The following is a 24,418-nucleotide window of genomic DNA, read 5'->3' on the forward strand; positions in this document are numbered from 1 at the left end:
GGCCGTGTCAGGTCGCATGCAACTGCAGGCCCTGCAGCTGTGCGGCACCGATGCCGAACATGCGGCGCAGGCTGCGCGAGAGATGGGCCAGGTCGGCGAAGCCGGCGGCATGCGCGCTGGCGGTCAGGGTGTGCCCGCGCAGATGATGCGTGAGCGCAGTGCGTAGCCGTTGCCACAGCACCCAGCCGCGCAGGGTCACCGCCAGCTCGGACTGGAAACGCCGGTGCAGCTGGCTGGTCGACAGGTGCGCCGCCTCGGCGATATCGGCGGCCGGCACCGGGCCCGGAAGGTGCTGGGCGATGCGGGCCAGCGCTGCCTGCACCCGCCGGTCCAATGGCTGCGCGCGGCTCAATCGCGGCAACCAGTCCTGCAGTTCCATCGCAGTGCCGGGCAGCACGTGCAGGTGCTGCTGGATCTGTTCGAGGTCGGCATGCGCCGGCTCAAGGAACACCGTGCAGCCTGCTTCCGGTGCCGACAGGATCGCGTGCGGCTGGAACGAAGGCAGCCATAGCCGCTGGCCCTGCTGCTGTACGCCATCGATCTCGACGTGCCAGGGCGTACCGTCGCTCAGCAGCAATTGATGGGCGTAGTGCGCATGCAAAGCGCTGTCACCAGCATGGCCGTGCAGCACGGCGGCGTGCGCATCCAGCAGCAACGTGCCGTTCCAGGGCAGGGCGGGGGAGGACATGGAGGGATTGTAGATCCACGCCATGCGTGGATGAATCTCCATCGAAATCGAATATTCCGACAGTTGAACGAAGAGCAGCCGAGCATGGGCTCGGCTCTACAGCAGGCCGTGCAGGGAACTGTCGAATCTGCGGGTACCGGCGCCGCCCGGCCGCGCCCTCACCGCCCGTGCGGATCCGGCCGGTGATGCACGTACTCGACCACCGTGCCATCGGGATGCACCGCATTGAACGCCGCCCCGGTCGGCACCACCTGCAGCGGGAAGATGATCTCGGCACCGGCGGCGACCAGTTTGTCGTGATAAGGCCGAACGTCATCGACCAGCAGCGTCCCCGTGGTCGAAGTGAATGGCGCCAGCGCCTCATCGCAACCTTCGATCAGCAGGAATGCACCGACCATCGCCAGGCGTAGGCCGGCATCGGGAAACGGGAAGCCCGCATCGGCCACCACACCCTGCAACTGCTCGTAGAACGCCACGCTGCGCTCCAGTTCGCCAGGGGCAACGAATACCCGGATCAGCACGCGTGGGCTGCGCTGGGTGGAGGTATCACAGCGGTCACGCCAGAGATGATCGAAGTCGCGGTGTATGTTCATGGGCGGGGTCCAGGGCCGGTGACACCTCATTATCGGCAGCCCCACGCGGCCTGCTGATGACCGCCGGTGATGGCCTGATAACCGCTGGCCGGGTTGCCTCTGTGACTTAGGTCCTGTTGACAGGTGTGAACACCCTCGCACAATCTTCACAGGATTGGGTCGCCCTGCGCGGCCCGGACAGGCAGGTTGTCACGCCGGGAGGAGGGTCCCAGGCGCAGACCGGCCCGTCCTTCGGCCTGCGGGAGGTTGCCTGGCAATTCCTGCGCGGCATGAACGCTGCACCCTTCGGCGGCACTTTCCCTGGACCGATTGCCTTGGCAACGGAATTACGCCTGCCGATGAAAACGTTTACAAAGCCGCTTGCACTGTCCCTGGCCCTGTCTGTCGCACTGGCCGCCCCGGCCTGGGCCGACCCTGCCGCGTTCACCGTGCTGACCCTGGAACAGGCCCCGACCGCCGAGGCGATGCCGGCCCTGGCCGCCCAGCTGAAGACCCTGCAGGTGGACGCGGTGAGCGTGCGCCAGGTGCAGCGCGGTATTGGCCAGGTCGATCCGCTGCAGGTGCTGGCCGACGGACTGGGTTACGAATACCGCTTCATTGCTGCGGGCAAGGACGATGGCCAGACCCAACGCGGCCAGGCCGTGCTGACCCGGCTGCCGATCGCCGCTGAATCCGGCCCGGACCAGCCGGGTCTGAACTACCTGCGCCTGGACGATGGCCGCCACACCGTGGCGGTCTATACCGACGCCGGCGCAGGTGCCGCGCAGCTGCCGGCGCTGGTCACCCGTTCGCGGCTGGGTGCACCGGCGGTGCTGCTCGGCGCAGTGGCCGGTGAATCGGCCAAGGCCGCCGGCTTCGATCCGGCGCGTGTGGCGCTGGAAGCGGATGCCAGCTATTTCAGCGACGGTTTCCAGGCCGCCAGCAGCGCACCGTTCAAGGTGGAGGGCAGCACCCTGCGCGCCACCCTGCTGACACTGGCCTATGCCGCCGACAAGCACGGCGAAAAGCCATGGATGGACACCGCCCTCAACGCCGATGCGCGCGCTGCGCTGCTGCTGAAGGCGATGACCGAGGATGAGAAGTTCCAGATGCTGCACAGCTACTTCGGGCTGGGCAAGGATGGTGGCCCACTGCCGGAAGGTGCGGTCGGTTCGGCCGGTTTCGTGCCGGGCGTGGCGCGGCTGGGCATTCCGTCGCAGCAGTCGGCCGATGCCGGCGTCGGCGTGACCAATCCGGGCGGCATCCGTCCGGGCGATTTCGCCACGGCAATGCCCTCAGGCCCATCCACCGCGTCCAGCTGGAACCGCGAAGTGGCCTTCGCCGGTGGCGCGACCATGGGCCGCGAGGCATGGCAGCAGCGCTTCAACATCCTGCTGTCAGGCAGCGTCAACCTGCAGCGCGACCCACGCAACGGCCGCAATTTCGAATACGCCGGTGAAGACCCGCTGCTGGCCGGTTCGATGGTCGGCGCGCTGATCCAGGGCGTGCAGAGCCAGCACGTGATCTCCTCGATGAAGCACTTCGCGCTGAACGACATGGAGACCCGCCGCAACTTCCACGACGTGCGCATCGGCGAACAGGCCATGCACGAATCGGACCTGCTGGCCTTCGAGATCGCGCTGGAAGCCGGTCGCCCGGGCGTGGCGATGTGCTCGTACAACAAGATCAACGGCACCTACGGCTGCGAGAACGGCTACCTGATGAACCAGGTGCTGAAGCAGGAATGGAAGTTCCCCGGTTTCGTGATGTCCGACTGGGGCGGCGTGCACAGCGGTTCGAAGGCGGCGCTGGCCGGCCTGGACCAGCAGTCGGCCGGTGAAGTGTTCGACGCGGCGGTGTTCTTCGACGAGCCGCTGCGTCTGGCCGTGCATGGCGGCGTGGTGCCGCAGGCGCGCCTGAATGACATGGTGGCGCGCATCCTGCGCACGATGTTCCTGCATGGCAACTTCGACAACCCGCCGCAGCACCAGAAGGTGGATGCCGAGGCCGGCTTCGCCGTGGCCCAGCGCACGGTGGAAGAGGGCAGCGTGCTGCTGCGCAATGAGGGCAACCTGCTGCCGCTGGCCGACAGCGTGAAGCGCATCGTCATCATCGGCGGCCATGCCGACAAGGGCGTGATCGGCGGCGGTGGTTCGTCGATGGTGGGCGTCACCGCCAAGGGCACCAATGCGGTGCCGGGCGTGATGCCGACCACCTGGCCGGGCCCGGTGATCTTCCACCCGTCCTCGCCGCTGGAATCGCTGCGTGCGGTGCGTCCGGACGCGACTATCACGTATGTGGATGGCACCAACGCAGCTGCTGCGGCCAGGGCGGCCGCGCAGGCCGACGTCGCCATCGTGTTCGCCACCCAGTGGGCCGCCGAATCGGTGGATCTGCCGGACATGCAGTTGCCGGACAACCAGGACGCGCTGATCTCGGCGGTGGCCAAGGCCAACCCGAAGACCGTGCTGGTGCTGGAAACCAATGGCCCTGTGCGCACGCCATGGCTGGCGCAGGTGCCGGCGATGCTGCAGGCCTGGTACCCGGGCATCCGCGGTGGCGAAGGCATTGCCGCGCTGTTGACCGGTCAGGTCAATCCGTCCGGCCGCCTGCCGGTGACCTGGGTGACGGACGAATCGCAGCTGCCGCGCCCGCATATCGATGGCCTCGGCTTCAAGCCGGCCAAGCCGTTCGGTGATGTGTTCGATTTCGATATCGAAGGCGCCAACGTCGGCTACAAGTGGATGGCGGCCAAGGGCCTGAAGCCCACCTTCGCGTTCGGTCATGGCCTGTCCTACACCTCGTTCGCCTATGAAAACCTCAAGGTGAGCGTGGAAGGTTCGCGCCTGGTCGCCAGCGTGGACATTCGCAACACTGGCAAGCGCGCCGGTGCCGACGTGGCCCAGCTGTACCTGAAGCTTCCAGCTGGCAGCACCACGCCGATCCGCCTGATTGGCTACGACAAGGTGAACCTGCAGCCGGGCGAACAGCGCCGCATCCGCATCGAAGCCGAGCCGAAGACCCTGGCCCACTACGATGCGCAGGCCCGCCAGTGGAAGATCGACGGCGGTACTTACCAGGTGCAGCTGTCGCGCAATGCCGCCGAACCGCTGCAGAGCGTGGACGTGCAGCTGGTGGAACAGGTGCTGCGCTGATGCTTGAAGACACGGCCCCGTAAGGGGCCGTGTCCGTTTGTAGATTGCCGCTGCGCTCGCCGGGCACGGCCCGGCGCTACCGGATATCTACTGTAGCGCCGAGCCCATGCTCGGCTGTTGTAGAACGGAGCCGAGCGTGGGCTCGGCTCTACAGAACGCCGCGCCCGGCGGACGCCGTCATCACCCGGGCGCGCTGCCAAACCACCTGCGCAGGAAATCGATCAGCTGCCGCACCTTCGGTGAAGGCTGCGAACTGTGCGGATAGACCGCGTACACGCTCTGCTGCGGGAAACGGTGCTGGCGCAGCACCGGGCGCAGCCGGTCCTGGGCCAGGTCGTCCTCGATCAGCCAGCGTGGCAGCACGGTGACCCCGGCGCCGGCCACGGCGAAGGCACGCAGGCTGCTGGCACCATCTACGCGCACCACGGCATTGCCCGGGTTGGTGGCAAACAGGGCATCGCTGCCGTCAGGTGCAACCACCGGCACATCGGCCAGGCGTGGGTAGCCCAGGCGGGGCAGGGTGCCCAGCTGCACGGGGTCATCGGCCGCATCGGCAGAGGGCAGGCGCGCCAGTAGTGACGGCGCCGCTACCGCGCACAGTGGATGCCGTTCCAGTTCATTGGCGTGCAGGCCCGAGTCCGGCAGGCGGCCGAGGCGAATCGCCAGATCGAAGCGTTCGGGAATGAGGTCCGCTGGCGCTGGAGAAGTTGAAAGGTGCAGCTGCAGGGCCGGGTGCTGCGCGCGGAACGCCTCCAACGCGGGAATCAGGCGTAGCTGGGCGTACTCCGGCGTGGTCGTCAGGCGCAGCACGCCCTGCAGCTGGTGCTGGTCGCGGCGCGCGGCATCGATCGCCGCCTGCGCAGCATCCAGTGCCTGCACGCAATGTTGCAGGAACTGCTCGCCGGCCTCGGTCAGGGCTAGGTGGCGGGTACTGCGCAGCAGCAGGGCCACGCCCAGCTCCTGTTCCAGCCGCTTCAGGTTGAAGCTGACCACCGCGCGGCTGAGGCCGCGGCGATCGGCGGCGGCGGTCAGGCTGCCGGCCTCGACCACGGCGCGGAAGATATCGAAGCGGTCGAGGCTGACCATGGCGATCCATTGTCAAAATAGATTTGACAGTGTTGCAGCTGTCGTCGTGTTTTTCCAACAAGGCCCGCACGGCATGCTGGCGACTTCTCCGCTGGAGCGCCGCCGATGCCGTCCCCCCGCCTGCGCCATGAGGCGATTTTCCTGCTGGTATTCGCCCTGGATCTGGTCAACATGTTCATCGCCACGGTGGCCTATCCGGCATTGGCAGCGGAGCTGCACGCCGACGTCAGCACCCTGGCCTGGGTCGGCACGGCGTACATGCTGGGCCTGAGCGTGGTGATTCCGCTGGCGCCGTGGCTGGCCGCGCGCTGTGGCGAGCGTCGCTTGCTGCTGGTGGCGTTGCTCTTGTTCGCGGTCGCCGCTGTGCTGGCCGGCGCTGCGCCGGGTATCGGCTGGCTGCTGGGCTGGCGCCTGCTGCAGGGGCTGGCCGGCGGCCTGCTGATTCCAGTGGCGCAGGCCGCGGCCTACCGCCAGTGCACGCCCGAGCAGCGTGGCGCGTTGACCCGGCGCATCCTGCTGGTGGCGCTGCTGGTGCCGGCACTGGCGCCCGCGTTGGGCGGGCTGCTGGTGCAGTGGTTGTCCTGGCGCGGTGTGCTCTGGGCCAGCCTGCCCTTGGCGGTGGTGGCGATCGGGCTGGTGCTGGCCTGGATGCCGGCCGATGGCGCGCGCAGTGCGCCGCGCCTGCAGGCCTATGCGCTCTCCACGGCGATGATGGCGCTGGGCGCGCTGCTGCTGGCGCTGACCTGGCTGGGTGAACCCGGCCATCGGGCCGCCGGTGCCGTACTGCTGTTGATCGCAATGCTGTTGGCGGCGGCCCACCTGCGGCATGCACGTCAGCAGGCGCAGCCACTGCTGCGCTGGTCGCTGCTGTCCCATCGCGGGCTGCGGCTGGCGATGCTGGTGTATCTCGCCGTACCCGGTGTATTCATCGGCAGCCAGCTGGTCAGTACCCTGCAGCTGCACCAGGCCGGCTACAGCGCGGCACGCATCGGCGCGTTGATGCTGCCCTGGGCGCTGGCCTCGGCCATTGCGATCACCGCCAGCAAGCGCCTGCTGGCTCGCTTCGGCCCGGCCACGGTACTGCGCGCCGGCATGCTCCTGCAGGCCAGCGGCCTGTTGTTGATGGCGCTGCTGCCACAGCCGTCCTTCGTGCTGGCTGGATTGTTGTTCGCGCTGATGGGCGCCGGCGGCAGCCTGTGCAGCAGCACCGCGCAGACGCTGGCCTTCCATGGCGTGGAACGTGAGGCGTTGGGCGATGCCAGTGCACTCTGGAACCTCAACCGCCAGCTCAGCTTCTGCCTCGGCACCGCCGCCATCGCACTGCTGCTGGCATTGGCCATGCAATGGCTGCCGGCACGCGCCACCAGCGTGGCGCTGGGTTTGGCTGCTGCAATGACGCTGCTGCCGATGGCGCTGCTGCGCCGGTCGGACGCAGTTTCCCTTTTCCAACCTGAGAATGCTTGATGGACATCAGTGCAGAACATGAAATCCACCTCCTGCACGACAAGCTGCAGGCTTGGCTCCGTGCCGACGTCGGCACCGATGCGCTGGAGGATCTGATGGCGCACTTCAGTGCGGACTTCAGCATGGTCGGTATCGCAGGACGCCGAATGGACCGGAAGGCCGTGCAGGCACTGTTCGCGGGCGGTCATGGCGCGCGTCCAGGACTGCAGATTTCCATCGACGCCGTGCAGGCGGTGGAGGCGCCATCACCGCTGGCGGTGCTGCGCTATCGCGAAGGGCATTCGGTCGACGGCGGCGCACCCGCATGGCGGGAGTCGCTGGCGGTACTGAGGCACGAGCAGGGGCGCTGGTGCTGGCTGGCGCTGCATGAGGTGACGGCAGCCTGATGCTGTAGAGCCGAGCCCACGCTCGGCTGCTCTTCGGAGGTTGCGGTGGCCACAGCCGAGCGTGGGCTCGGCTCTACAACGGCCAGATCGATGCGTGCCCGTCGAGCCGCACATGTGCCATCAGTCCTGCCTGCATCCACCGAAGAATGCAAAGCCTGCACACACTTCACGGCGCCAGGCAGGAGTAGGCTTGGGGCTTTCCTGCCGGGAGGGGTTGTCCATGCGTGTGCGTGCCGTCGCTGTAGCCATTGCCCTTTGCCTGTCCAGCACCGTGCTGGCCGCCGATACCCCGCCGATGACCCCGGACATCAGCGGCAAGCCCTTCGTTGCCCCCGATGTCGGTCGTGACTACGACAAGCGCGTGGTGATGGTGCCGATGCGTGATGGCACCAAGCTGTATACCGTGATCGTGGTGCCCAAGGGTGCCCGCAACGCGCCGATCCTGCTGACCCGCACACCTTACGATGCCGCTGGCCGCGCCAGCCGCAGTGATTCGCCACGCATGCGCGACCTGCTGCCGCAGGGCGACGAGGTGTTTGTCGACGGCGGTTACATCCGCGTGTTCCAGGACATCCGCGGCAAGTACGGCTCCGAAGGCGATTACGTGATGACCCGGCCGCTGCGCGGGCCATTGAACAACACCCAGGTCGACCATTCCACCGACGCCTGGGACACCATCGACTGGTTGGTGAAGAACGTGCCGGAGAGCAATGGCAAGGTCGGCATGCTCGGCTCGTCGTACGAGGGCTTCACCGTGGTGATGGCGCTGACCGACCCGCACCCGGCACTGAAAGTGGCCGCACCACAGAGCCCGATGGTCGATGGCTGGATGGGTGACGACTGGCTCAACTACGGTGCGTTCCGCCAGGTCAACTTCAACTACTTCGCCATGCAGACCGAGAAGCGCGGCAAGGGTACGCCGCTGCCCAGCCTCGGCTACGACGATTACAGCACCTTCCTGCGCATCGGCTCGGCAGGCGACTACGCGCGTTTCACCGGCGTGGACCAGTTGACCTGGTGGAAGAAGCTGGTCGAGCATCCGGCCTATGACGGCTTCTGGCAGGGCCAGGCGCTGGACGCGGTGATGGCAAAGACACCGCTGAAGGTGCCGACCATGTGGCTGCAGGGCCTGTGGGACCAGGAGGACATGTGGGGTGCCAACCACGCCTATCAGGCGATGGAAGGACGCGATAGCGGCAACAACCGCAATTACCTGGTGATGGGCCCGTGGCGCCACAGCCAGGTGAACTACAGCGGCAGCGAACTGGGTGCGCTGAAGTTCGACGGCGATACCGCGCTGCAGTTCCGCCGCGACGTGCTCAAGCCCTTCTTTGACCAGTACCTGGTGGATGGCGCGCCGAAGGCCGATACGCCACCGGTGCTGATCTACAACACCGGCGAAAACCACTGGGACCGCTTGAAGGGCTGGCCGCGCAGCTGCGACAAGGGCTGTGCCGCCAGCAGCAAGCCGCTGTACCTGCGCGCCGGGGGCAAGCTGGCGTTCCAGGCACCGGCGGCGGGCGAGGGTGATTTCGAGGAATACGTGTCCGACCCGGCCAAGCCGGTGCCGTTCGTGCCGCGCCCGGTGCGCTTCGGTGACCGCGACATGTGGACCACCTGGCTGGTCAAGGACCAGCGCTTTGTCGATGGTCGCCCGGACGTGCTGACCTTCATCACCGAACCGCTGACCGCGCCGCTGCGCATCGGCGGCGCGCCGGTGGTGCATCTGCAGGCCTCGACCAGTGGCACCGACAGTGACTGGGTGGTGAAGCTGATCGACGTGTATCCGGACCAGGAAGCGTCCACGCCGGAGATGGGTGGCTACGAGCTGCCGGTGTCGCTGGCGATCTTCCGTGGCCGCTACCGCGAGAGCTTCACCGATCCGAAGCCGCTGGCCGCCAACCAGGTGCTGCCGTATCGCTTCGATCTGCCCAACGCCAACCATACGTTCCAGAAGGGCCACCGGGTGATGGTGCAGGTGCAGTCCAGCCTGTTCCCGCTGTACGACCGCAACCCGCAGACCTACGTGCCGAACATCTACCTGGCCAAGCCGGGCGATTACCAGAAGGCCACGCAGCGCGTGTGGCACAGCGCTGCGCAGGCCAGCTACATCGATCTGCCGGTGTATTGAGGCCCGCAGGGTGGCGCCGGGCCGTGCCTGGCAGCACGTGGTAGTGCCGGCCGCTGGCCGGCATCCGCAATGGCGCAGGAGCATGTCGACCAAGGTCGACACCTACCAGGGCCCGGGCCTTCAGCCCACCTTCGACGGGCCCGTGCGCCAGCGGCTGGGGACCAGGCCGAAGCGCTTGCGGAACGCGGCGGCGAAGTTGCTGGGGTGGCGGTAGCCGCTGGCGGCGGCAGCCTGCTCGACGGTCCATCCGTTTTCGCGCAGGCCCTGTTCGGCATGGCGCATGCGCTGCTCATGCAGGTAGTCGAACACCGAGCTTCCATATTGCTGGGCAAAATGGCGGCGCAAGGAACTCGGACTCATACAGGCCAGCTGGGCCAGTTCGATCAGGCTGTGGGCATGGCTGGGGTCGTCATGCAGGTAACTGCGCACCCGTTCCAGTCGCTCGCGCTGGCCGGCGCGCAGCGTGCGTACATGCTCGGTCTGCATATCCTGGGCCTGCAGGCCGACGGCCAACACCTGAAGGGCCACGCCTTCGCGCCACAGCGCATCGATGTCGTCCTGCCAGGGGCTGTCGAACAACTGGGCGAGCGTCGGCAGCAAGGCATGCGGAATGGCCCAGTGACGGCACTGCAGAGGGGAATGAAGGACCCGTTGCAGTGCCGGCAGGCGCAGCATGTCCACGTCCAGATCGGCCGGTACGCTCAAGCTGACCCCCCGCAGGTGGCTGCCACCGGGATGCAGTCCGGCCATCGACACTGGTTCATGGTGGCTGGTGGTCATGCCTGTGCCGGCGCGCAGGGTGAATCCCTTGCGACGAGGAAACTGGACATCCACTTCGCCCTGCAGCATCAGGCGGATGGTCAGGCCGGCACCGTGCACAGCGGTGGCCGTGTAGGTGAACCGGTTGTGCACGTCCGAGGCGATCAGGCCCAAGCCACCGCGCAGTGACTGTTCGTGGACGTCGCCACGCCCTGCCCATTGGTCGTCGCGCAGTTCACTCCCTTCGATCCGGTAGTCGTAGCCATGGCGTTCGCCGAACTGGCGGTAATCAGCAAAAGTGAAATATCGGGACATCGCTCTGCGCAAACACAGGTTGAATTGAAGGTGTCGAAGAAACTGGAAGCGTTTCCCATTGTCGCCGCGATTCGCGCGCTATTGACTTCAATAAGGTCAAACCGATTGGCGATTACGGCCAAAGTGAAAATGTCGACGAGCATACGCCGGCGTTTTGCACGCATATCCGTACGTAATTCCATACATAAACTGCAGTTGAGGTTTCATGGCTGGAACGATCTGGAGACGCGGTGTCAGCCCGGCCATCACGGGCGCGCGCGTAAGGTGGGTGGGTTGGCTGTTGCAGGCCACTTCGATACCCCCGCATATGGAAAACGCAGATGATTGACTACCAGCTCACCGGCAAGACCGCGATCGTGACCGGCGGTGTGTCGGGCATCGGCCTGGCCGTGGCCCAGACGCTGGCCGCATCCGGTGCCCGTATCTCGGTCTGGGACCTCAAGCAGGATGCAGTGGATGCCACCGTGGCGCAGTTGCGCAGCACCGGCACACAGACCATCGGCATCGCGCTTGACGTCACCGACGACGCGGCGGTGGAGGCAGCGGTGCAGCGCACGATCAAGGAACTCGACGGCCTGCACGTGGCGGTCAACAACGCCGGCATCAGCGGGCCGGCCGCCGCCAGCGGTGACTATCCTATCGATGGCTGGCAGCGCGTGATCGATGTCAACCTCACCAGCGTGTTCCTGTGCCAGCGTGCGCAGATCCAGGCCATGCGCGCGGCCGGCACGGGCGGCAGCATCATCAACATGGCCTCGATCCTGGGCCAGGTGGGCTATGCCGGTTCCACTGCGTACGTGGCGGCCAAGCACGGCGTGGTCGGGCTGACCCAGACCGCCGCCTGGGAGCATGCGGCCGACGGCATTCGTGTCAACGCGGTCGGCCCGGGCTTCATCAGCACACCGCTGCTGGAGAAGATGGACCCGAAGGTGCGCGCCACGCTGGAAGGGCGGCATGCGTTGAAGCGGCTGGGTACGCCGGAGGAAGTGGCCGCATTGGTAGCCTGGCTGGCCAGCGACGATGCCTCGTTCGCGACCGGCACGTACTACGCCATCGATGGTGGCTACCTCGCGCAGTGAGCGAATGCGGCCCGCAGATCCACGCCATGCGTGGATGAAAGCGGGCGGTGAAGAAGGCGTGCCATGGCCTTCACCGCCGTCCCACAATCGCCGCGCGACGCTCCGGGAAAATTCCGGAGCTTTCCCATGGAACTTACCCAGGATGTCTCGATCCTGCTGCGCGTTGCCGCAGCGATGCTGTTCGGCGGCGTGCTCGGCGTCGAGCGCGAGATGGGCAAGCACGCCGCTGGCCTGCGTACGCACATGCTGATCGCAGGGGCCGCCGCGTTGATCGTCGGCCTTGGCGACTCGGTGGCCGAGCATTTCCAGCAGGAGCGCTACCGCGACTTGCTGCAGGTTGATCCGGTGCGCCTGATCGAAGCGGTGGTCGCCTGTGTCGGCTTCGTTGCCGCTGGCACCATCCTGCGTGGGTCACGCGAGGACCAGGTCAGCGGCCTGACCACGGCCAGCTCGTTGATCATGGCGGCGGCCATCGGCATCGCGGTGGGGATCAGCAAGTACGTGATCGCTATCGGGGTCAGCGTGCTGTGCGTGCTGGTGCTGGCGGTGATGCGGCGGTTGGAGAAGCGGATTTCGTAGGGAAGGTCGAGTTGCCGGCCAGCAGCCGGCACTACCAGCAAGTCCATAATGGTCGGACCAATATGAAGGCTAGCCCTATGGTCTAATAGGCTCTTCGTCGGAGAGGCGGTTAAATCCGCCGCAAGTGGTCGGATCGCAATCATTAATGGTAATACCAATGATCAGCGGCCACGGCGACCCACCGCCTGCGGTGGGCCCCTTCCGTTTCCAGTCGAGAGTCTTCATGCAGCCCTGGCAACACCTGTACGACCCCGCCGGCAACCTGTGGTTGTCCAGCCTGATCGCGCTGCTGCCGATCGCGTTCTTCTTCGTTGCCCTGGCCGTGCTGCGCATGAAGGGCTGGCTGGCCGGCACGATCACCGTGGCCATCGCACTCGGCGTGGCCCTGTTGTTCTACCGCATGCCGTTGCCCCAGGCGCTGGGCGCGGCCGGCTTCGGCTTCGTCTACGGCCTGTGGCCGATCGCGTGGATCATCATCGGCGCGGTGTTCCTCTACAAGGTCTCGGTCAAGACCGGACAGTTCGACATCATCCGCGCCTCGATCCTGTCGGTGACTGAAGACCAGCGCCTGCAGATGCTGATGGTCGGCTTCGCCTTTGGTGCCTTCCTGGAAGGTGCGGCCGGTTTCGGTGCGCCAGTGGCGATCACCGCGGCGCTGCTGGTCGGGCTGGGCTTCAAGCCGCTGTATGCCGCCGGCCTGTGCCTGATCGTCAACACTGCGCCGGTAGCGTTCGGCGCGATGGGCATTCCGATCATCGTGGCCGGGCAGGTCACCGGCCTGGATGCATTCGAGATCGGCCAGATGGCCGGTCGCCAGCTGCCGTTCCTGACCATCATCGTGCTGTTCTGGATCATGGCGATCATGGATGGTTGGCGGGGTATCAAGGAGACCTGGCCGGCGGTGCTCGTTGCGGGTGGTTCGTTCGCCATCGCGCAGTACCTGACCTCCAACTTCATCGGCCCGGAGCTGCCGGACATCACCGCCTCGCTGGCGTCGCTGGTGTGCCTTACCCTGTTCCTGCGCCGCTGGAAGCCGGTACGGATCTTCCGTTTCGACACCGAAACCAGCGCCGAGGCGGCCGCACAGGCACTGGAGGCACCGCGCCACAGCGTCGGCCAGATCGCCAGGGCATGGTCGCCGTTCCTGATCCTCACCGCGATGGTCACGCTGTGGAGCATCAAGCCGTTCAAGTCGCTGTTCGCGGCGGGCGGCCCGCTGGAAGGCTGGGTGCTGAAGATCCCGGTGCCGGGCCTGGATCAGCTGGTGCAGAAGATGCCACCGATCGTGGATGCGCCGCTGAGCTATGAGGCGGTCTATAAATTCGACTGGTTCTCGGCCACCGGTACCTCGATCATCCTGGCCGCGTTGATCGCCATCATCGCGCTGCGCATGCCGGCCCGTTCGGCGCTGCAGACCTTCGGCGAGACCGTGCGTGAGCTGCGCATGCCGATCTACTCGATTGGCATGGTGCTGGCGTTCGCCTTCATCGCCAACTACTCGGGACTGTCTGCCACGCTGGCCCTGGCGCTGGCGCATACCGGCGACGCGTTCCCGTTCTTCTCACCGTTCCTGGGCTGGCTCGGCGTGTTCCTGACCGGTTCGGACACCTCGTCCAATGCCTTGTTCTCGGCACTGCAGGCCACCACCGCACAGCAGATCGGCGTGTCCGACGTGCTGCTGGTGGCGGCCAACACCACCGGTGGTGTCACCGGCAAGATGATCTCGCCGCAGTCGATCGCCATTGCCTGCGCGGCGGTCGGCCTGGCCGGCAAGGAGTCGGATCTGTTCCGCTTCACGGTCAAGCACAGCCTGATCTTCACCACGATGGTCGGCCTGATCACCCTGGCCCAGGCTTACTGGCTGACCTGGATGATTCCCTGAGCCATGCGCGGCTGGCCGACCACCCGCTGCGCGCTTCGGGCCACAATGGCGCCATGAGCACGCAACGTATTTCCGACAAGGTGGCCGCGCAGCTGCGCGGCCTGGTGCAGGAACAACGGCTGCAGCCGGGTGACCGGCTGCCCGCAGAGCGCACCCTGGCGGTGCAGCTGGGGGTCTCGCGCACGGCCTTGCGCGAGGCCATCGCGCAGCTGGCCAGCCAGGGCCTGCTGACCGCACGCGTCGGTGGCGGCACCTACGTGGCCGAGCCTGCGGCACGCGCGCGGCAGGCGCTGGATGAACCGCTGGCGCCGTACCTGCCGCTGTTCCAGGGCGACCCGGAATACCGCTTCGACGTGCTGGAGATCCGCCACGCGCTGGAAGGTGCCACCGCCTGGCATGCGGCGCTGCGTGCCACCGACGAGGACCGCGCGCGCATCGCACAGGCCTTCCAGACCATGATGGACGCGCACGGTAAGGACGACCCCACCGGCGAAGCCGAGGCCGACGCGGCCTTCCACCTGTCCATCGCCGAGGCCTCGCACAACCTGGTCCTTCTGCAGGTGATGCGCGGCCTGTTCGAACTGCTGCAGACCAACATCTCGCAGAGCCGCGAAAAGCTCTACACCTCGGCGAGGACCTTCTCGCCGCTGTCCGACCAGCACCGCGAGATGATGGATGCGGTGCTGGCCGGCGACGCCGAACGCGCGCGCGCCGCCGCGCATGCCCACCTCGAGTTCGTGCACACCACGCTGCGCACCCTCGATGACAACGAAGCCCGGCGTGCGCGGGCCTCGCGCCTGCCTTCCCCCCACGGTTGACCCCATGATCATCTCCGCCTCCACCGATTACCGTGCTGCTGCCGAACGCCGGCTGCCGCCGTTCCTGTTCCACTACATCGATGGCGGCGCGTATGCCGAGCACACGCTGAAGCGCAACGTTTCCGACCTGTCCGACATCGCGCTGCGCCAGCGCATCCTGCGCAACATGTCCGACCTGAGCCTGGAAACCGAGCTGTTCGGCGAAAAACTGGCGATGCCGGTGGCGCTGGCGCCGGTCGGCCTGACCGGCATGTATGCGCGGCGCGGCGAGGTACAGGCGGCGCGCGCGGCCGACAGCCGCGGCATCCCGTTCACCCTGTCCACGGTGTCGGTGTGCCCGATCGAGGAAGTGGTACCGGCCATCCAGCGGCCGATGTGGTTCCAGCTGTACGTGCTGCGCGACCGTGGCTTCATGCGCAATGCGCTGGAGCGTGCACAGTCCGCCGGCGTGACCACGCTGGTATTCACCGTGGACATGCCGGTGCCGGGCGCGCGCTACCGCGATGCACACTCGGGCATGAGCGGCCCGAATGCCTCGCTGCGCCGCATCGGCCAGGCCATCACCCATCCGCACTGGGCGTGGGACGTGGGCCTGTTCGGCCGCCCGCATGACCTCGGCAACATCTCCACCTACCGCGGCAACCCGACCGGGCTGGAGGACTACATCGGCTGGCTGGGCAGCAACTTCGATCCCTCCATTTCGTGGAAGGACCTGGAGTGGATCCGCGAATTCTGGAAGGGCCCGATGGTGATCAAGGGCATCCTCGACCCGGATGACGCGCGTGATGCGGTGAAGTTCGGTGCCGATGGCATCGTGGTCTCCAATCACGGTGGCCGCCAGCTGGACGGCGTGCTGTCCACCGCACGTGCACTGCCGGCGATTGCCGACGCGGTACAGGGCGATCTGAAGATTCTCGCCGATTCGGGCATCCGTACCGGCCTGGACGTGGTGCGCATGCTGGCGCTGGGGGCCGATACCGTGCTGCTGGGGCGTGCCTTCGTCTATGCGCTGGCCGCGCAGGGCGAGGCCGGCGTGGCCAACCTGCTGGACCTGATCGCCAAGGAAATGCGCGTGGCGATGACCCTGACCGGTGCGCGCCGCATCGCCGACATCGGCCGCGATTCGCTGGTCAGCCTGCCATGAGCGGCCACGACGCCGTGCTGGCACAGTTGCGCGATGCGGTCGGCAATCGCCATGTACTGACCGGCGACAAGGCCACGCGGCGCTTCCGTCGCGGCTACCGCTTCGGCGATGGCCCAGTGCTGGCGGTGGTGCGACCGGGGACGCTGCTGGAACTGTGGCGCGTGCTGCAGGCAGCGGTGCAGGGCGGCGCCGCGATCATCCTGCAGGCGGCCAACACCGGGCTGACCGGTGGCTCGACCCCAGACGGCGATGACTACGGCCGGCCCATCGTGCTGGTCAGCACGCTGCGCCTGACCGGCATCCAGCTGTTGAACGAAGGCCGCCAGGTGCTGTGCCTGCCCGGTGCGACGCTGGACCGACTGGAGCAGACGCTGGCACCGCTGGGTCGCGAACCGCATTCGGTGATCGGCTCGTCCTGCATCGGCGCCTCGGTGCTGGGCGGCATCTGCAACAACTCCGGTGGCGCGCTGGTGCGTCGCGGCCCGGCCTACACCGAGCTGGCGCTGTATGCGCAGGTCGATGCGCAGGGCCAGTTGCAGCTGGTCAACCATCTGGGCATCGCGCTGGGTGATACGCCCGAGCAGATCCTGCAGCGCCTGCAGGCCGGTGACTACACGGCCGCCGACGTGGGCGATGGCGACGGCCGTGCGGCTTCCGATCCACGCTATGCCGAGGAAGTACGCAAGGTCGATGCCGATACCCCCGCACGTTTCAACGCCGATTCCAGCCGCCATTTCGAGGCGGCCGGGTCCGCGGGCAAGCTGGCGGTGTTCGCGGTGCGCCTGGACACCTTCGAAAAGGAGGCCGCCGAAGTCTTCTACATCGGCAGCAACCGCACCGACAGCCTCACCGCGATCCGTCGCCAGCTGCTGACCGGCTTCGAGCGCCTGCCGATCGCGGGCGAGTACATTCACCGCGATGCCTATGACATCGGCGAGCGCTACGGCAAGGACAGCTTCCTGCTGATTGATCGCCTCGGTACCTCCCGTGTGCCCGCGGCGTTTGCATTGAAGAGCCGCATCGATGGCTGGTTCGAACGGCTGGGCCTGCGCGGGGTGACCGACCGGGTGATGCAGGTGCTGACCGGCCTGCTGCCCTCGCACCTGCCAAAGCGCATGGGCGAGTTCCGGCAACGTTACGAGCATCACCTGTTGCTGAAGGTCTCTGCCCAGGACGCTGCGGAAACCGAGGCCTGGTTGCGCGGGTTCTTCGCCGGGCACGAAGGCGGCTATTTCCACTGCACGGCCGAGGAGGGACGCAAGGCGTTCCTGCATCGCTTCGCGGTGGCCGGTGCGGCAGTCCGCTATCGCGAAGTGCATCGTGAGCAGGTGCAGGACATCGTCGCGCTGGATATCGCATTGCGCCGCGACGATACGGATTGGTTCGAGCAGCTGCCACCCGATATCGACGCCCGTCTGCTGCACAAGCTGTATTACGGGCACTTCCTGTGCCACGTGTTCCATCAGGACTACATCGCGCGCAAGGGCGAAGACCCGATGGCGATCGAGCACGCGATGTGGGCGCTGCTGGACCAGCGTGGCGCCGAGTATCCGGCCGAGCACAACGTCGGCCACCTGTACCCGGCCAAGCCGGCGCTGGCCGGGTTCTACAAGCAGCTGGACCCGAGCAATACGTTCAACCCGGGCATCGGCCAGACCTCGAAGGCGAAGGGGTGGGGCAGCTGCGACTGCGGATGATGTAGAGCCGAGCCTATGCTCGGCTGCTCTTCCTGATAAACAGCAGTCGAGCATGGCTCGACTCTACAAAAATGATGGTGGGCAACGGTTACCATCGGAAGCCCAACCGCAGGAGCCGTCCATGCCCACCGCTGCCGCCCGCGCCACCCTGTGCACTGCATTGCTGGCGATCCCGCTGCTGGCGCTGGCCCAGAGCGCGATCCTGCCGCAGCAGCGCGATGCCGCCGGCAACATGATGGAGCCGCTGGGACAGGTACTGATCGCGAGTGAGACTGGACCGTCGGGGCTTTATGACTGCACGCGGGACGGCAACTGGTGCGTACGCGTGCAGCCGGTGGCCGAGGAGGGAGACCGGCCGACCGTGCTGGAAGTGCTTGAGAAGGGGCCGGGCCAGGGCAAGCCACACACCTACCACGTCAGCATCGACGTGCCGCAGGAAGCCGACCTGTCACTGTGGCCGTGGATCGTGCGCCTGGCGCCGGGCGTGGGCAGCGACGAAACAGTGACCGACCCGCAGCAGCGCGCCCGCCAGAATGTGCTGGTAGGCGGCATCGTCAAGTTCAGCACCATGTACTCCGGTGGAGGGGCCGACGCGTCCACGCTGCAGTTGGCACGCGTGCGCCACCTGCAGGACGACATCCAGGTGGACGACGACGTGCTGACCGTGCCATGGCTGGGCAATGCGATGATCCGCGCCTGTTTCAGCGAGCAGGACATGAAGCAGCGCGCAGGCGCCTGCCACGACGAATACGGGTTCTCGGCCAAGCTCGGGCTGGATCCGGTGGCCGAGGGCATGCCGGTGCTGCGCTACCAGACCGTGGCGACCCGGTTCCCGGCCGGTGTTTCGCGCTTCGAGGATTCGCTGGCCAAGGGCCCGCTGAAGAAGAAGGACCTGCGCACCGAACAGGACCCGGCGTGCAGCTATACGCGGCTGTTCCGCTTCAGTGATGGGGTGTTCCACCCCGACCAGGCGCTGCCGGACTGCGCGGGGTATACCGAACCCTGACATGTAGCGTCGAGCCATGCTCGACTGGGGTTTTCTGTAGAGCCGAGCCTGCGCTCGGCTGTCACGGAAGCGCAGCCGAGCGTGGGCTCGGCTCTACAGCGCCTACTCGCAGCGCGTGGAAGTGATGATGTTGTCCTTGTCCACGAACACGCGCAGGCGGTCCTGGCGGATGTCCTTGGTGGTGATGGTGCTGGGGCCGATCGGGTTGACCAGGCCGGCGCCGCTCTCGCTGGACAGGCGGCGGATGTTGGGTTCGTTGGCCGGCTGGCCGATCGCCCAGCCCAGCTGGCTGGCATCGCAGTGGCCGGTACCCTTGACCTGCGGGCCAGGGGTGCTGACGCAGGCCGACAGCAGCAGGGCCGACGCAGGCAGTAGCAGGGACAGACGGAAGGCGGACATGCGAGCGCTCCTGCGCAGGGAAGATGGGCGGAACGATAGCACCCGTCGCGCGAAAGGCGTCAGCACTCCGGTCATTGCCGGCACAGCGTGGTCATTGCATAGTGGCAGGGATGGCTGGCAGCACGCCAGCGGGCAGGCCGGGCCATTCCGGTGCAGGTGTTGGATACGCTATGACGGCAGGCAGTTTGCGCGACAAGCGCAGGGCAAGAAGGGTACTGGCAGTGTCGGTGCTGGGCGTGGCGTTTGCCGCCTCTGCCATCGAGCCGGCGCCGGACGCCGTTGCGGAAGCGCCGGTGTTCGGTGCCTGGCGCAACCTGCAGACCGAGGCAGGCTACGCACCCGCTCAGCGCAACCTGGCGTTCGCGATGCTGCCGCAGGCCGCCACCCGTGGCGATCGATTCGCCATTGTCGATCGTGAGGGCAAGCGCGCGGTGTGCTGCCTGCAGGTGGCCAGCCCGTCGCTGGGCGTGGCCGCACTGCGCGAGCAATACCACCTGCCACAGGCCTGGGTGACCGACCTCAGCAATGGCCGCAGCCCGGCACGCCCCTACCTGCCGCATGTCTATGCGATGCAGCGCGTGGATGAACTGGCCGACTATGGTTTCACCGATGTGCCGGGGGCCTACAGCGACCTGGGTGGGCTGCTGATTCCCGAAGGTGCCGCGCTGGAGGCCGATGGCAGTGCCGTGCGCCTGGGGGATGACCGCTATTCCCTGCATTTCCAGCGCCAGCCGCACGCCGAAGATGATGGCGCACTGGACCGCTACACCTTGCAGGCGGGCGAGGGCGTGGCCCCGATCGTGGTTGAAGTGCCGTTCGGCACCTACTGATTGCAGCACCGCGCTGGCTAGAATGCAGCGCGGCGCCGCCTGCCGTGCCTGTTCCGTGAGTCGCCGCCGTGTCCCTGCGCCCGTTGCTGCTGTCGCCCCTGCTGCTGTTGTCCGCCTGTGCGAGCGCGCCTCCGCCGCCCGCCCATTCCGATGCACTGTGGCGCCTGATCGAGCGTGACTGCCAGGCAGCTGACGGCCCGCGCGGCAGCTGCCTGCGGGTGGAGACGGCGGCCGGCCGCCGTGACGTGCTGGTCAAGGATGCACACGGTGACTACCAGTTCCTGCTGATGCCGCTGGACAAGGTAAGTGGCATCGAGAGCCGCGGTCTTTACCAGCGTGGGGCGCCCAACTATTTCGCGGCCGCCTGGCAGGCGCGCGCGCACACCGAACAGGCCCTGGGCCAGCCATTGCCGCGCAACGTGGCCAGCCTGGCGCTGAACTCACCGCACGGACGGTCGCAGCACCAGTTGCATATCCATGTCGATTGCCTGCGCACGGACGTGTTGCAGGCCCTGGATGCACACGCCGGCACCCTGGGGCCACGCTGGTCACCGTTGCCGGTACTTCTGCGCGGGCATCAGTACCAGGCCTATCTGTTGCCCGGTGCAGAAATGACCGCCAATCCGCTCAACCTGCTGGCCTATGGCCTGAGCGGCGTGGGCGATGTGGGCCAGTGGAGCCTGGTGGTGGCCGGGCGCGATGACGTGCAGGGCAGCCCCGGCTTCATCCTGCTGGCCACCCGCGTGGATGCCGCCAGCGGCAACGATGCCAGCGGCGAAGAACTGCAGGACCACGCCTGCACGGTGCTGACCGGCGCGGGTGCGGCACTGGAGCGGGTGCGCTAGCCGATCCGCTGCAGATTGCTGCGCCACGCCGGCGCGGTAAGCGCCAGCAGCTGGCGGTCATGCCATCCCTCGGCGTCCAGGTGGTAGTCGCGCAGGATGCCTTCGCGCATGAAGCCGTGGGCCTGCAGTGCCTGGGCGAAAGGGGTGGTGCAACCCGGTGGCAGTAGGACGAAGATGCGATGCAGGCCGACATTGTCGAACAGGAACGGGCACAGCGCGCGCAGTGTGGCCTGTGGATGCGCGTTGCGGTGCTGCAGCGACTGCAGTTCTGCGCAGCGCGAATGCAGCGACTGCAGGCGGACATGCAGCTGGTCGTGCAGGATGCCCTGCGCGTCGTCGAACACGCCCAGTACCAGCAGATCGTTGTCTTCCTGTAGGCGTGAACGATGGACGCTGGCGAGGAAGCGGGCCTCTTCATCAATGCCGTAGGACGGCCGTTGGCCGCGCTGGCGACGGTCGTCGAAGGTGCGCCAGCGCGGCAGATCGGTGCGCTGGAACGAACGCAGGGTGATGGGCGTTGCCTGGAGGTGCAGCAGGTGGCGGCGCAGGACGGGGCGCAGCGGGGCGAGGTGAGTGTAGGTGGCGCGGTTGGTCATCCATGCACGATGCGTATCGGAAAAGCGCCAGACCATGCAATTCATTGCAAAAGTGTGGCGGTGCCGTGGGTCCGTCTGATTCGGTTCAGGCATAAGCCCATCAGGGCTGGTCATTTCCGTTGAAACCACCCATTCAGGACACTTTCGTTACGGGATCGTTATGTGCCGCACAGGCCACGGCTCCCCCGTACCACCCGCCCACTCCCCCCAGGAAGCCCATGTCCGCCTCCCACAAGGCGTTGCGCCCGCGTCCGCTGGTGCTCGCGCTGTCGTCCCTGATGCTGGTCTCGCTGCCGGCCTTCGCGCAGGAAAGCGCACCCACCACATTACAGGAAGTGAAGGTCACCGGCTCGCGCATTCCCCGTGCCAGTGTCGAGGGGCCCTCGCCGGTGACGGTGATCAGCCGCGAGCAGATCGATGCGCAGGGCTACCGCAACGCCTTCGACGCGCTGAGCGCGCTGACCGAGAACACCGGCAACGTGCAGGGCGAGGACTTCGGCAATACGTTCACGCCGGCCGCCAACACCATCAACCTGCGCGGACTGGGTCCGAACCGCACGCTGGTGCTGGTCAACGGCCGCCGCCAGGCCGACTACCCGCTGGCCTACGAGGGCTCGGTGAATGTGGTCAACCTGGCCAACATTCCCAGCGCCCTGATCGAGCGCATCGAGGTGCTCGCTGCGGGTGCGTCGGCGGTGTATGGCTCCGATGCCATCGCCGGCGTGGTCAACATCATCCTCAAGGACCGTTTTGAAGGCGTGGACGTGAGCGTGCGCGCCGGCGGCACCCAGCAGGGCGGGGGTGACAACCAGCGCGCGCAGGTGGTCGGTGGCAGTTCCGGCGAGCGTTGGGATGCGCTGTTCGGCTTCGAGTTCGACGTGCGCAAGGCGATCCACGCGCGCCAACGCGACTTCATGGATTCACTGGACGATGATCCGGCCGGCAAGGCGCCGCAGGCGACCGCGATCGCCTATCGCCGCAATGCTGCCACCGGCCGCAACATCGATCCGGGCGTGAGCGGCTGCGACGCAGCGTCGGGCATCTATGGCGGCAGCGTGTTCCGTGCCAACAACCCGCGCCAGGGCTGGTACTGCGGCAGCAACGAGGCCGCCGCCAGCTACTGGACCGTGCAGACCCAGAAGCGCAACCTCAATGGCTATGGCCTGTTCACCTTCCACCTCAACGAGACCACCGACCTGTTCGCCGATGTCGCCGTGGGCAGCGCGCGCATCTACAACAACACGCGCGCGCCGACCTGGACGTCGTCACGCAACTACTTCTACAACCAGAACAGCGGGAACCTGGAGAGCTGGTACCGCCGCTTCGCGCCGGAAGAAATCGGTGGCCTGCCGCGCAATGCCAATCGGTTCCTGGAGAACTCGTGGTCGTTCAACGTGGGCGCACGCGGCCAGATCGGCGACAGCGGCTGGGACTACGAGGCGGTCTACAGCCGTTCGCGCTACGAGAACCGCACCCGTCGCCCGGTGCTGCTGGCCGGCATCAACGAGTACCTGCTGGGCCCGAAGCTGGGCGTGCGCAATGGCGTGGAGGTCTATGCGCCGGACCCGGTGCGCCTGTTCAAGCCTTTGACTCCGAACGAGTACGAGGGCCTGTCCGACTATCAGGAAAGTCGCAACGCGGCGTGGCTGCAGACCTTCAGCGCCAGCATCAATGGCCGCCTGTTCGCACTGCCGGGCGGCGATGCTGCGCTGGCGGCGGTGGTCGAGGCCGGCAGCCAGGGCTACCGCAACCGCCCGGACCCGCGCCTGGGCACCGGCGAGTTCTGGAACACCAGCGCCGGTATCGGTGCCGGCGGTGATCGTGACCGCTATGCGGCCGGCGTTGAACTGCAGTTGCCGCTGCTGCAATCGCTGACCACCACGCTGGCCGGCCGCTACGACCAGTACCGCGCAGGCGGCGAGCACATCGGCAAGGCGACCTGGAGCTTCGGCGTCGAGTTCCGCCCGATCGAGAGCCTGTTGATCCGCGGCTCTGCCGCGACCAGCTTCCGTGCGCCGGACATGAACTACGTGTTCGCCACCGAGACCCGCGGCTACAACCCGGGCATGACCGATTACTGGCGCTGCCGTACTGCAGGCCAGTCGTACGACAACTGCGACTACAACGGCCTGTCGATCGACTACAGCAACCGTGCCAACGCACAGCTGCAGCCGGAAACCGCCAAATCCTATGGGTTCGGCGTGGTCTGGTCGCCGCTGTCCGGGCTGGACTTCAGTGCCGACTACTACGACATCCGCATCGACAATGAGGTCACCAGCCTCGACACCAGCCGTATTCTTCGTGATGAAGCCGATTGCCGCCTGGGACGCACGTTGGGTGGCGAAGCGCGCGATATCGGTTCACCGCTGTGCCAGGACGCGCTGTCGCGGGTGATCCGCAACCCGTCCAATGCCACGGTGCAGCCGGACCAGGTAACCCGCGTGCTGATCAATCCGATCAACGCGGCCTCCGAGTCGGTGCGCGGCCTGGACCTGAAAGGCAACTGGCGCTTCGACGCCGGCCGCTATGGCCGCTTCACCACGCGCCTGGCCTATACCGTGGTGCTGGAGCATAAATACCGGCAGTTCTCCGATGATCCGGAGCGTGACATCCGCAATTCACTGGATGACTACCAGTGGCGCAGCAAGGCCAATGGCAGCATCACCTGGAACCAGGGCGACTGGACCACCACGCTGTACGGCAATCGTTTCGGTTCACTGCCGAAGACCGATGGCAGTGGCCGCATCGCGCCGTACATGACCTACAACGCCAGCGTGTTCCGCCAGTTTGGCGAGAACCTGTCGGTGGGCGTGATCGTCAACAACCTGCGTGACAGCCGCCCGCCGGCGGACAGGAACGGGGGCGGCTGGCCGTTCTACCCGGTCGGCAACTACGACCCGTATGGCCGCCAGTACTGGCTGCAGCTGGACTACCGGTTCCGCTGATCGGGCGGGCAGACAGAAGGCCCGGCAATGCCGGGCCTTCTG

The 24,418-nt window shown here is 66.8% G+C and carries 20 protein-coding genes; 14 read left to right on the forward strand and 6 right to left on the reverse strand.

Translation table 11 applies throughout. The annotated features are described in order from the left end of the window. Positions 1 to 7: 7 nt before the first annotated feature. The gene (locus tag AB839_RS09115) at positions 8 to 712 is read right to left on the reverse strand and encodes an AraC family transcriptional regulator (protein WP_061479096.1); all 705 of its coding nucleotides are present in this window, start codon (positions 710 to 712) and stop codon (positions 8 to 10) included. Positions 713 to 846: 134 nt separating this feature from the next. After that, positions 847 to 1,281, reverse strand: a complete 435-nt coding sequence (locus tag AB839_RS09120) for a glyoxalase/bleomycin resistance/dioxygenase family protein (RefSeq protein ID WP_010485036.1) — start codon at positions 1,279 to 1,281, stop codon at positions 847 to 849. 338 nt (positions 1,282 to 1,619) lie between these two features. Between AB839_RS09120 and AB839_RS09125 the strand changes: the two genes are divergently transcribed. Continuing rightward, positions 1,620 to 4,415 (forward strand): glycoside hydrolase family 3 C-terminal domain-containing protein, encoded by a 2,796-nt coding sequence (locus AB839_RS09125; RefSeq protein WP_082783316.1) that lies wholly within the window; start codon positions 1,620 to 1,622, stop codon positions 4,413 to 4,415. Positions 4,416 to 4,595: 180 nt separating this feature from the next. Here AB839_RS09125 and AB839_RS09130 read toward each other — a convergent pair whose 3' ends face one another. Then, positions 4,596 to 5,501, reverse strand: coding sequence for a LysR family transcriptional regulator (locus tag AB839_RS09130; protein WP_061479097.1), 906 nt, complete (start codon positions 5,499 to 5,501; stop codon positions 4,596 to 4,598). A 105-nt stretch (positions 5,502 to 5,606) separates the two neighbouring features. Between AB839_RS09130 and AB839_RS09135 the strand changes: the two genes are divergently transcribed. From AB839_RS09135 to AB839_RS09145, 3 genes are all read left to right on the forward strand, one after another. Then, positions 5,607 to 6,965: an MFS transporter gene (locus AB839_RS09135; RefSeq protein WP_061479098.1), complete on the forward strand. Its 1,359-nt coding sequence runs from the start codon at positions 5,607 to 5,609 to the stop codon at positions 6,963 to 6,965. Beyond that, a complete protein-coding gene (locus AB839_RS09140; RefSeq protein WP_061479099.1) occupies positions 6,965 to 7,351 on the forward strand; it encodes a DUF4440 domain-containing protein in 387 nt (128 codons plus the stop codon). Before AB839_RS09135 ends, AB839_RS09140 begins: the two co-directional genes overlap by 1 nt. A gap of 220 nt (positions 7,352 to 7,571) precedes the next feature. After that, the gene (locus tag AB839_RS09145) at positions 7,572 to 9,482 is read left to right on the forward strand and encodes a CocE/NonD family hydrolase (protein ID WP_061479123.1); all 1,911 of its coding nucleotides are present in this window, start codon (positions 7,572 to 7,574) and stop codon (positions 9,480 to 9,482) included. A gap of 120 nt (positions 9,483 to 9,602) precedes the next feature. Here the strand turns inward: AB839_RS09145 and AB839_RS09150 are convergent, their stop codons facing one another. Then, entirely contained in the window at positions 9,603 to 10,556 is a 954-nt protein-coding gene (locus AB839_RS09150) for an AraC family transcriptional regulator (RefSeq protein ID WP_061479100.1), read from the reverse strand. A 320-nt stretch (positions 10,557 to 10,876) separates the two neighbouring features. Between AB839_RS09150 and AB839_RS09155 the strand changes: the two genes are divergently transcribed. The 7 genes from AB839_RS09155 to AB839_RS09185 all read left to right on the forward strand — a co-directional run bounded on the left by AB839_RS09155 (position 10,877) and on the right by AB839_RS09185 (position 18,761). Then, the gene (locus tag AB839_RS09155) at positions 10,877 to 11,635 is read left to right on the forward strand and encodes an SDR family NAD(P)-dependent oxidoreductase (protein ID WP_061479101.1); all 759 of its coding nucleotides are present in this window, start codon (positions 10,877 to 10,879) and stop codon (positions 11,633 to 11,635) included. Positions 11,636 to 11,761: 126 nt separating this feature from the next. After that, on the forward strand, positions 11,762 to 12,214 hold the full coding sequence (locus AB839_RS09160) for an MgtC/SapB family protein (protein ID WP_005413774.1): 453 nt from the start codon (positions 11,762 to 11,764) through the stop codon (positions 12,212 to 12,214). 223 nt (positions 12,215 to 12,437) lie between these two features. Beyond that, entirely contained in the window at positions 12,438 to 14,096 is a 1,659-nt protein-coding gene (gene lldP, locus AB839_RS09165) for an L-lactate permease (RefSeq protein ID WP_061479124.1), read from the forward strand. A gap of 53 nt (positions 14,097 to 14,149) precedes the next feature. After that, positions 14,150 to 14,914, forward strand: a complete 765-nt coding sequence (gene lldR / locus AB839_RS09170; protein WP_061479102.1) for a transcriptional regulator LldR — start codon at positions 14,150 to 14,152, stop codon at positions 14,912 to 14,914. Positions 14,915 to 14,918: 4 nt separating this feature from the next. Then, entirely contained in the window at positions 14,919 to 16,058 is a 1,140-nt protein-coding gene (gene lldD, locus AB839_RS09175; protein ID WP_061479103.1) for an FMN-dependent L-lactate dehydrogenase LldD, read from the forward strand. Then, the gene (gene dld, locus AB839_RS09180; RefSeq protein ID WP_061479104.1) at positions 16,055 to 17,755 is read left to right on the forward strand and encodes a D-lactate dehydrogenase; all 1,701 of its coding nucleotides are present in this window, start codon (positions 16,055 to 16,057) and stop codon (positions 17,753 to 17,755) included. The genes lldD and dld overlap by 4 nt, the downstream gene beginning before the upstream one ends. A gap of 121 nt (positions 17,756 to 17,876) precedes the next feature. Continuing rightward, the gene (locus AB839_RS09185) at positions 17,877 to 18,761 is read left to right on the forward strand and encodes a hypothetical protein (protein WP_061479105.1); all 885 of its coding nucleotides are present in this window, start codon (positions 17,877 to 17,879) and stop codon (positions 18,759 to 18,761) included. 102 nt (positions 18,762 to 18,863) lie between these two features. On the opposite strand, the gene AB839_RS09190 is transcribed toward AB839_RS09185, so the two are convergent. Further along, on the reverse strand, positions 18,864 to 19,160 hold the full coding sequence (locus AB839_RS09190) for a hypothetical protein (protein ID WP_049414567.1): 297 nt from the start codon (positions 19,158 to 19,160) through the stop codon (positions 18,864 to 18,866). 170 nt (positions 19,161 to 19,330) lie between these two features. On the opposite strand from AB839_RS09190, the gene AB839_RS09195 reads away from it, so the two are divergent. Both AB839_RS09195 and AB839_RS09200 read left to right on the forward strand, forming a co-directional pair. Further along, complete coding sequence (locus AB839_RS09195) at positions 19,331 to 19,990, forward strand: hypothetical protein (RefSeq protein WP_061479106.1); 660 nt, start codon at positions 19,331 to 19,333, stop codon at positions 19,988 to 19,990. A 68-nt stretch (positions 19,991 to 20,058) separates the two neighbouring features. Beyond that, positions 20,059 to 20,835 (forward strand): CDP-diacylglycerol diphosphatase, encoded by a 777-nt coding sequence (locus tag AB839_RS09200; RefSeq protein ID WP_061479107.1) that lies wholly within the window; start codon positions 20,059 to 20,061, stop codon positions 20,833 to 20,835. Here AB839_RS09200 and AB839_RS09205 read toward each other — a convergent pair. Further along, positions 20,832 to 21,467, reverse strand: a complete 636-nt coding sequence (locus AB839_RS09205) for a GNAT family protein (protein ID WP_049414571.1) — start codon at positions 21,465 to 21,467, stop codon at positions 20,832 to 20,834. The genes AB839_RS09200 and AB839_RS09205 overlap by 4 nt on opposite strands. 182 nt (positions 21,468 to 21,649) lie before the next feature. Between AB839_RS09205 and AB839_RS09210 the strand changes: the two genes are divergently transcribed. Next, positions 21,650 to 24,376, forward strand: coding sequence for a TonB-dependent receptor (locus tag AB839_RS09210; protein WP_061479108.1), 2,727 nt, complete (start codon positions 21,650 to 21,652; stop codon positions 24,374 to 24,376). The last annotated feature ends 42 nt before the right edge of the window (positions 24,377 to 24,418 follow it).

The sequence above is a fragment of the Stenotrophomonas sp. DDT-1 genome, from assembly GCF_001580555.1.
GTDB lineage: Bacteria > Pseudomonadota > Gammaproteobacteria > Xanthomonadales > Xanthomonadaceae > Stenotrophomonas > Stenotrophomonas sepilia.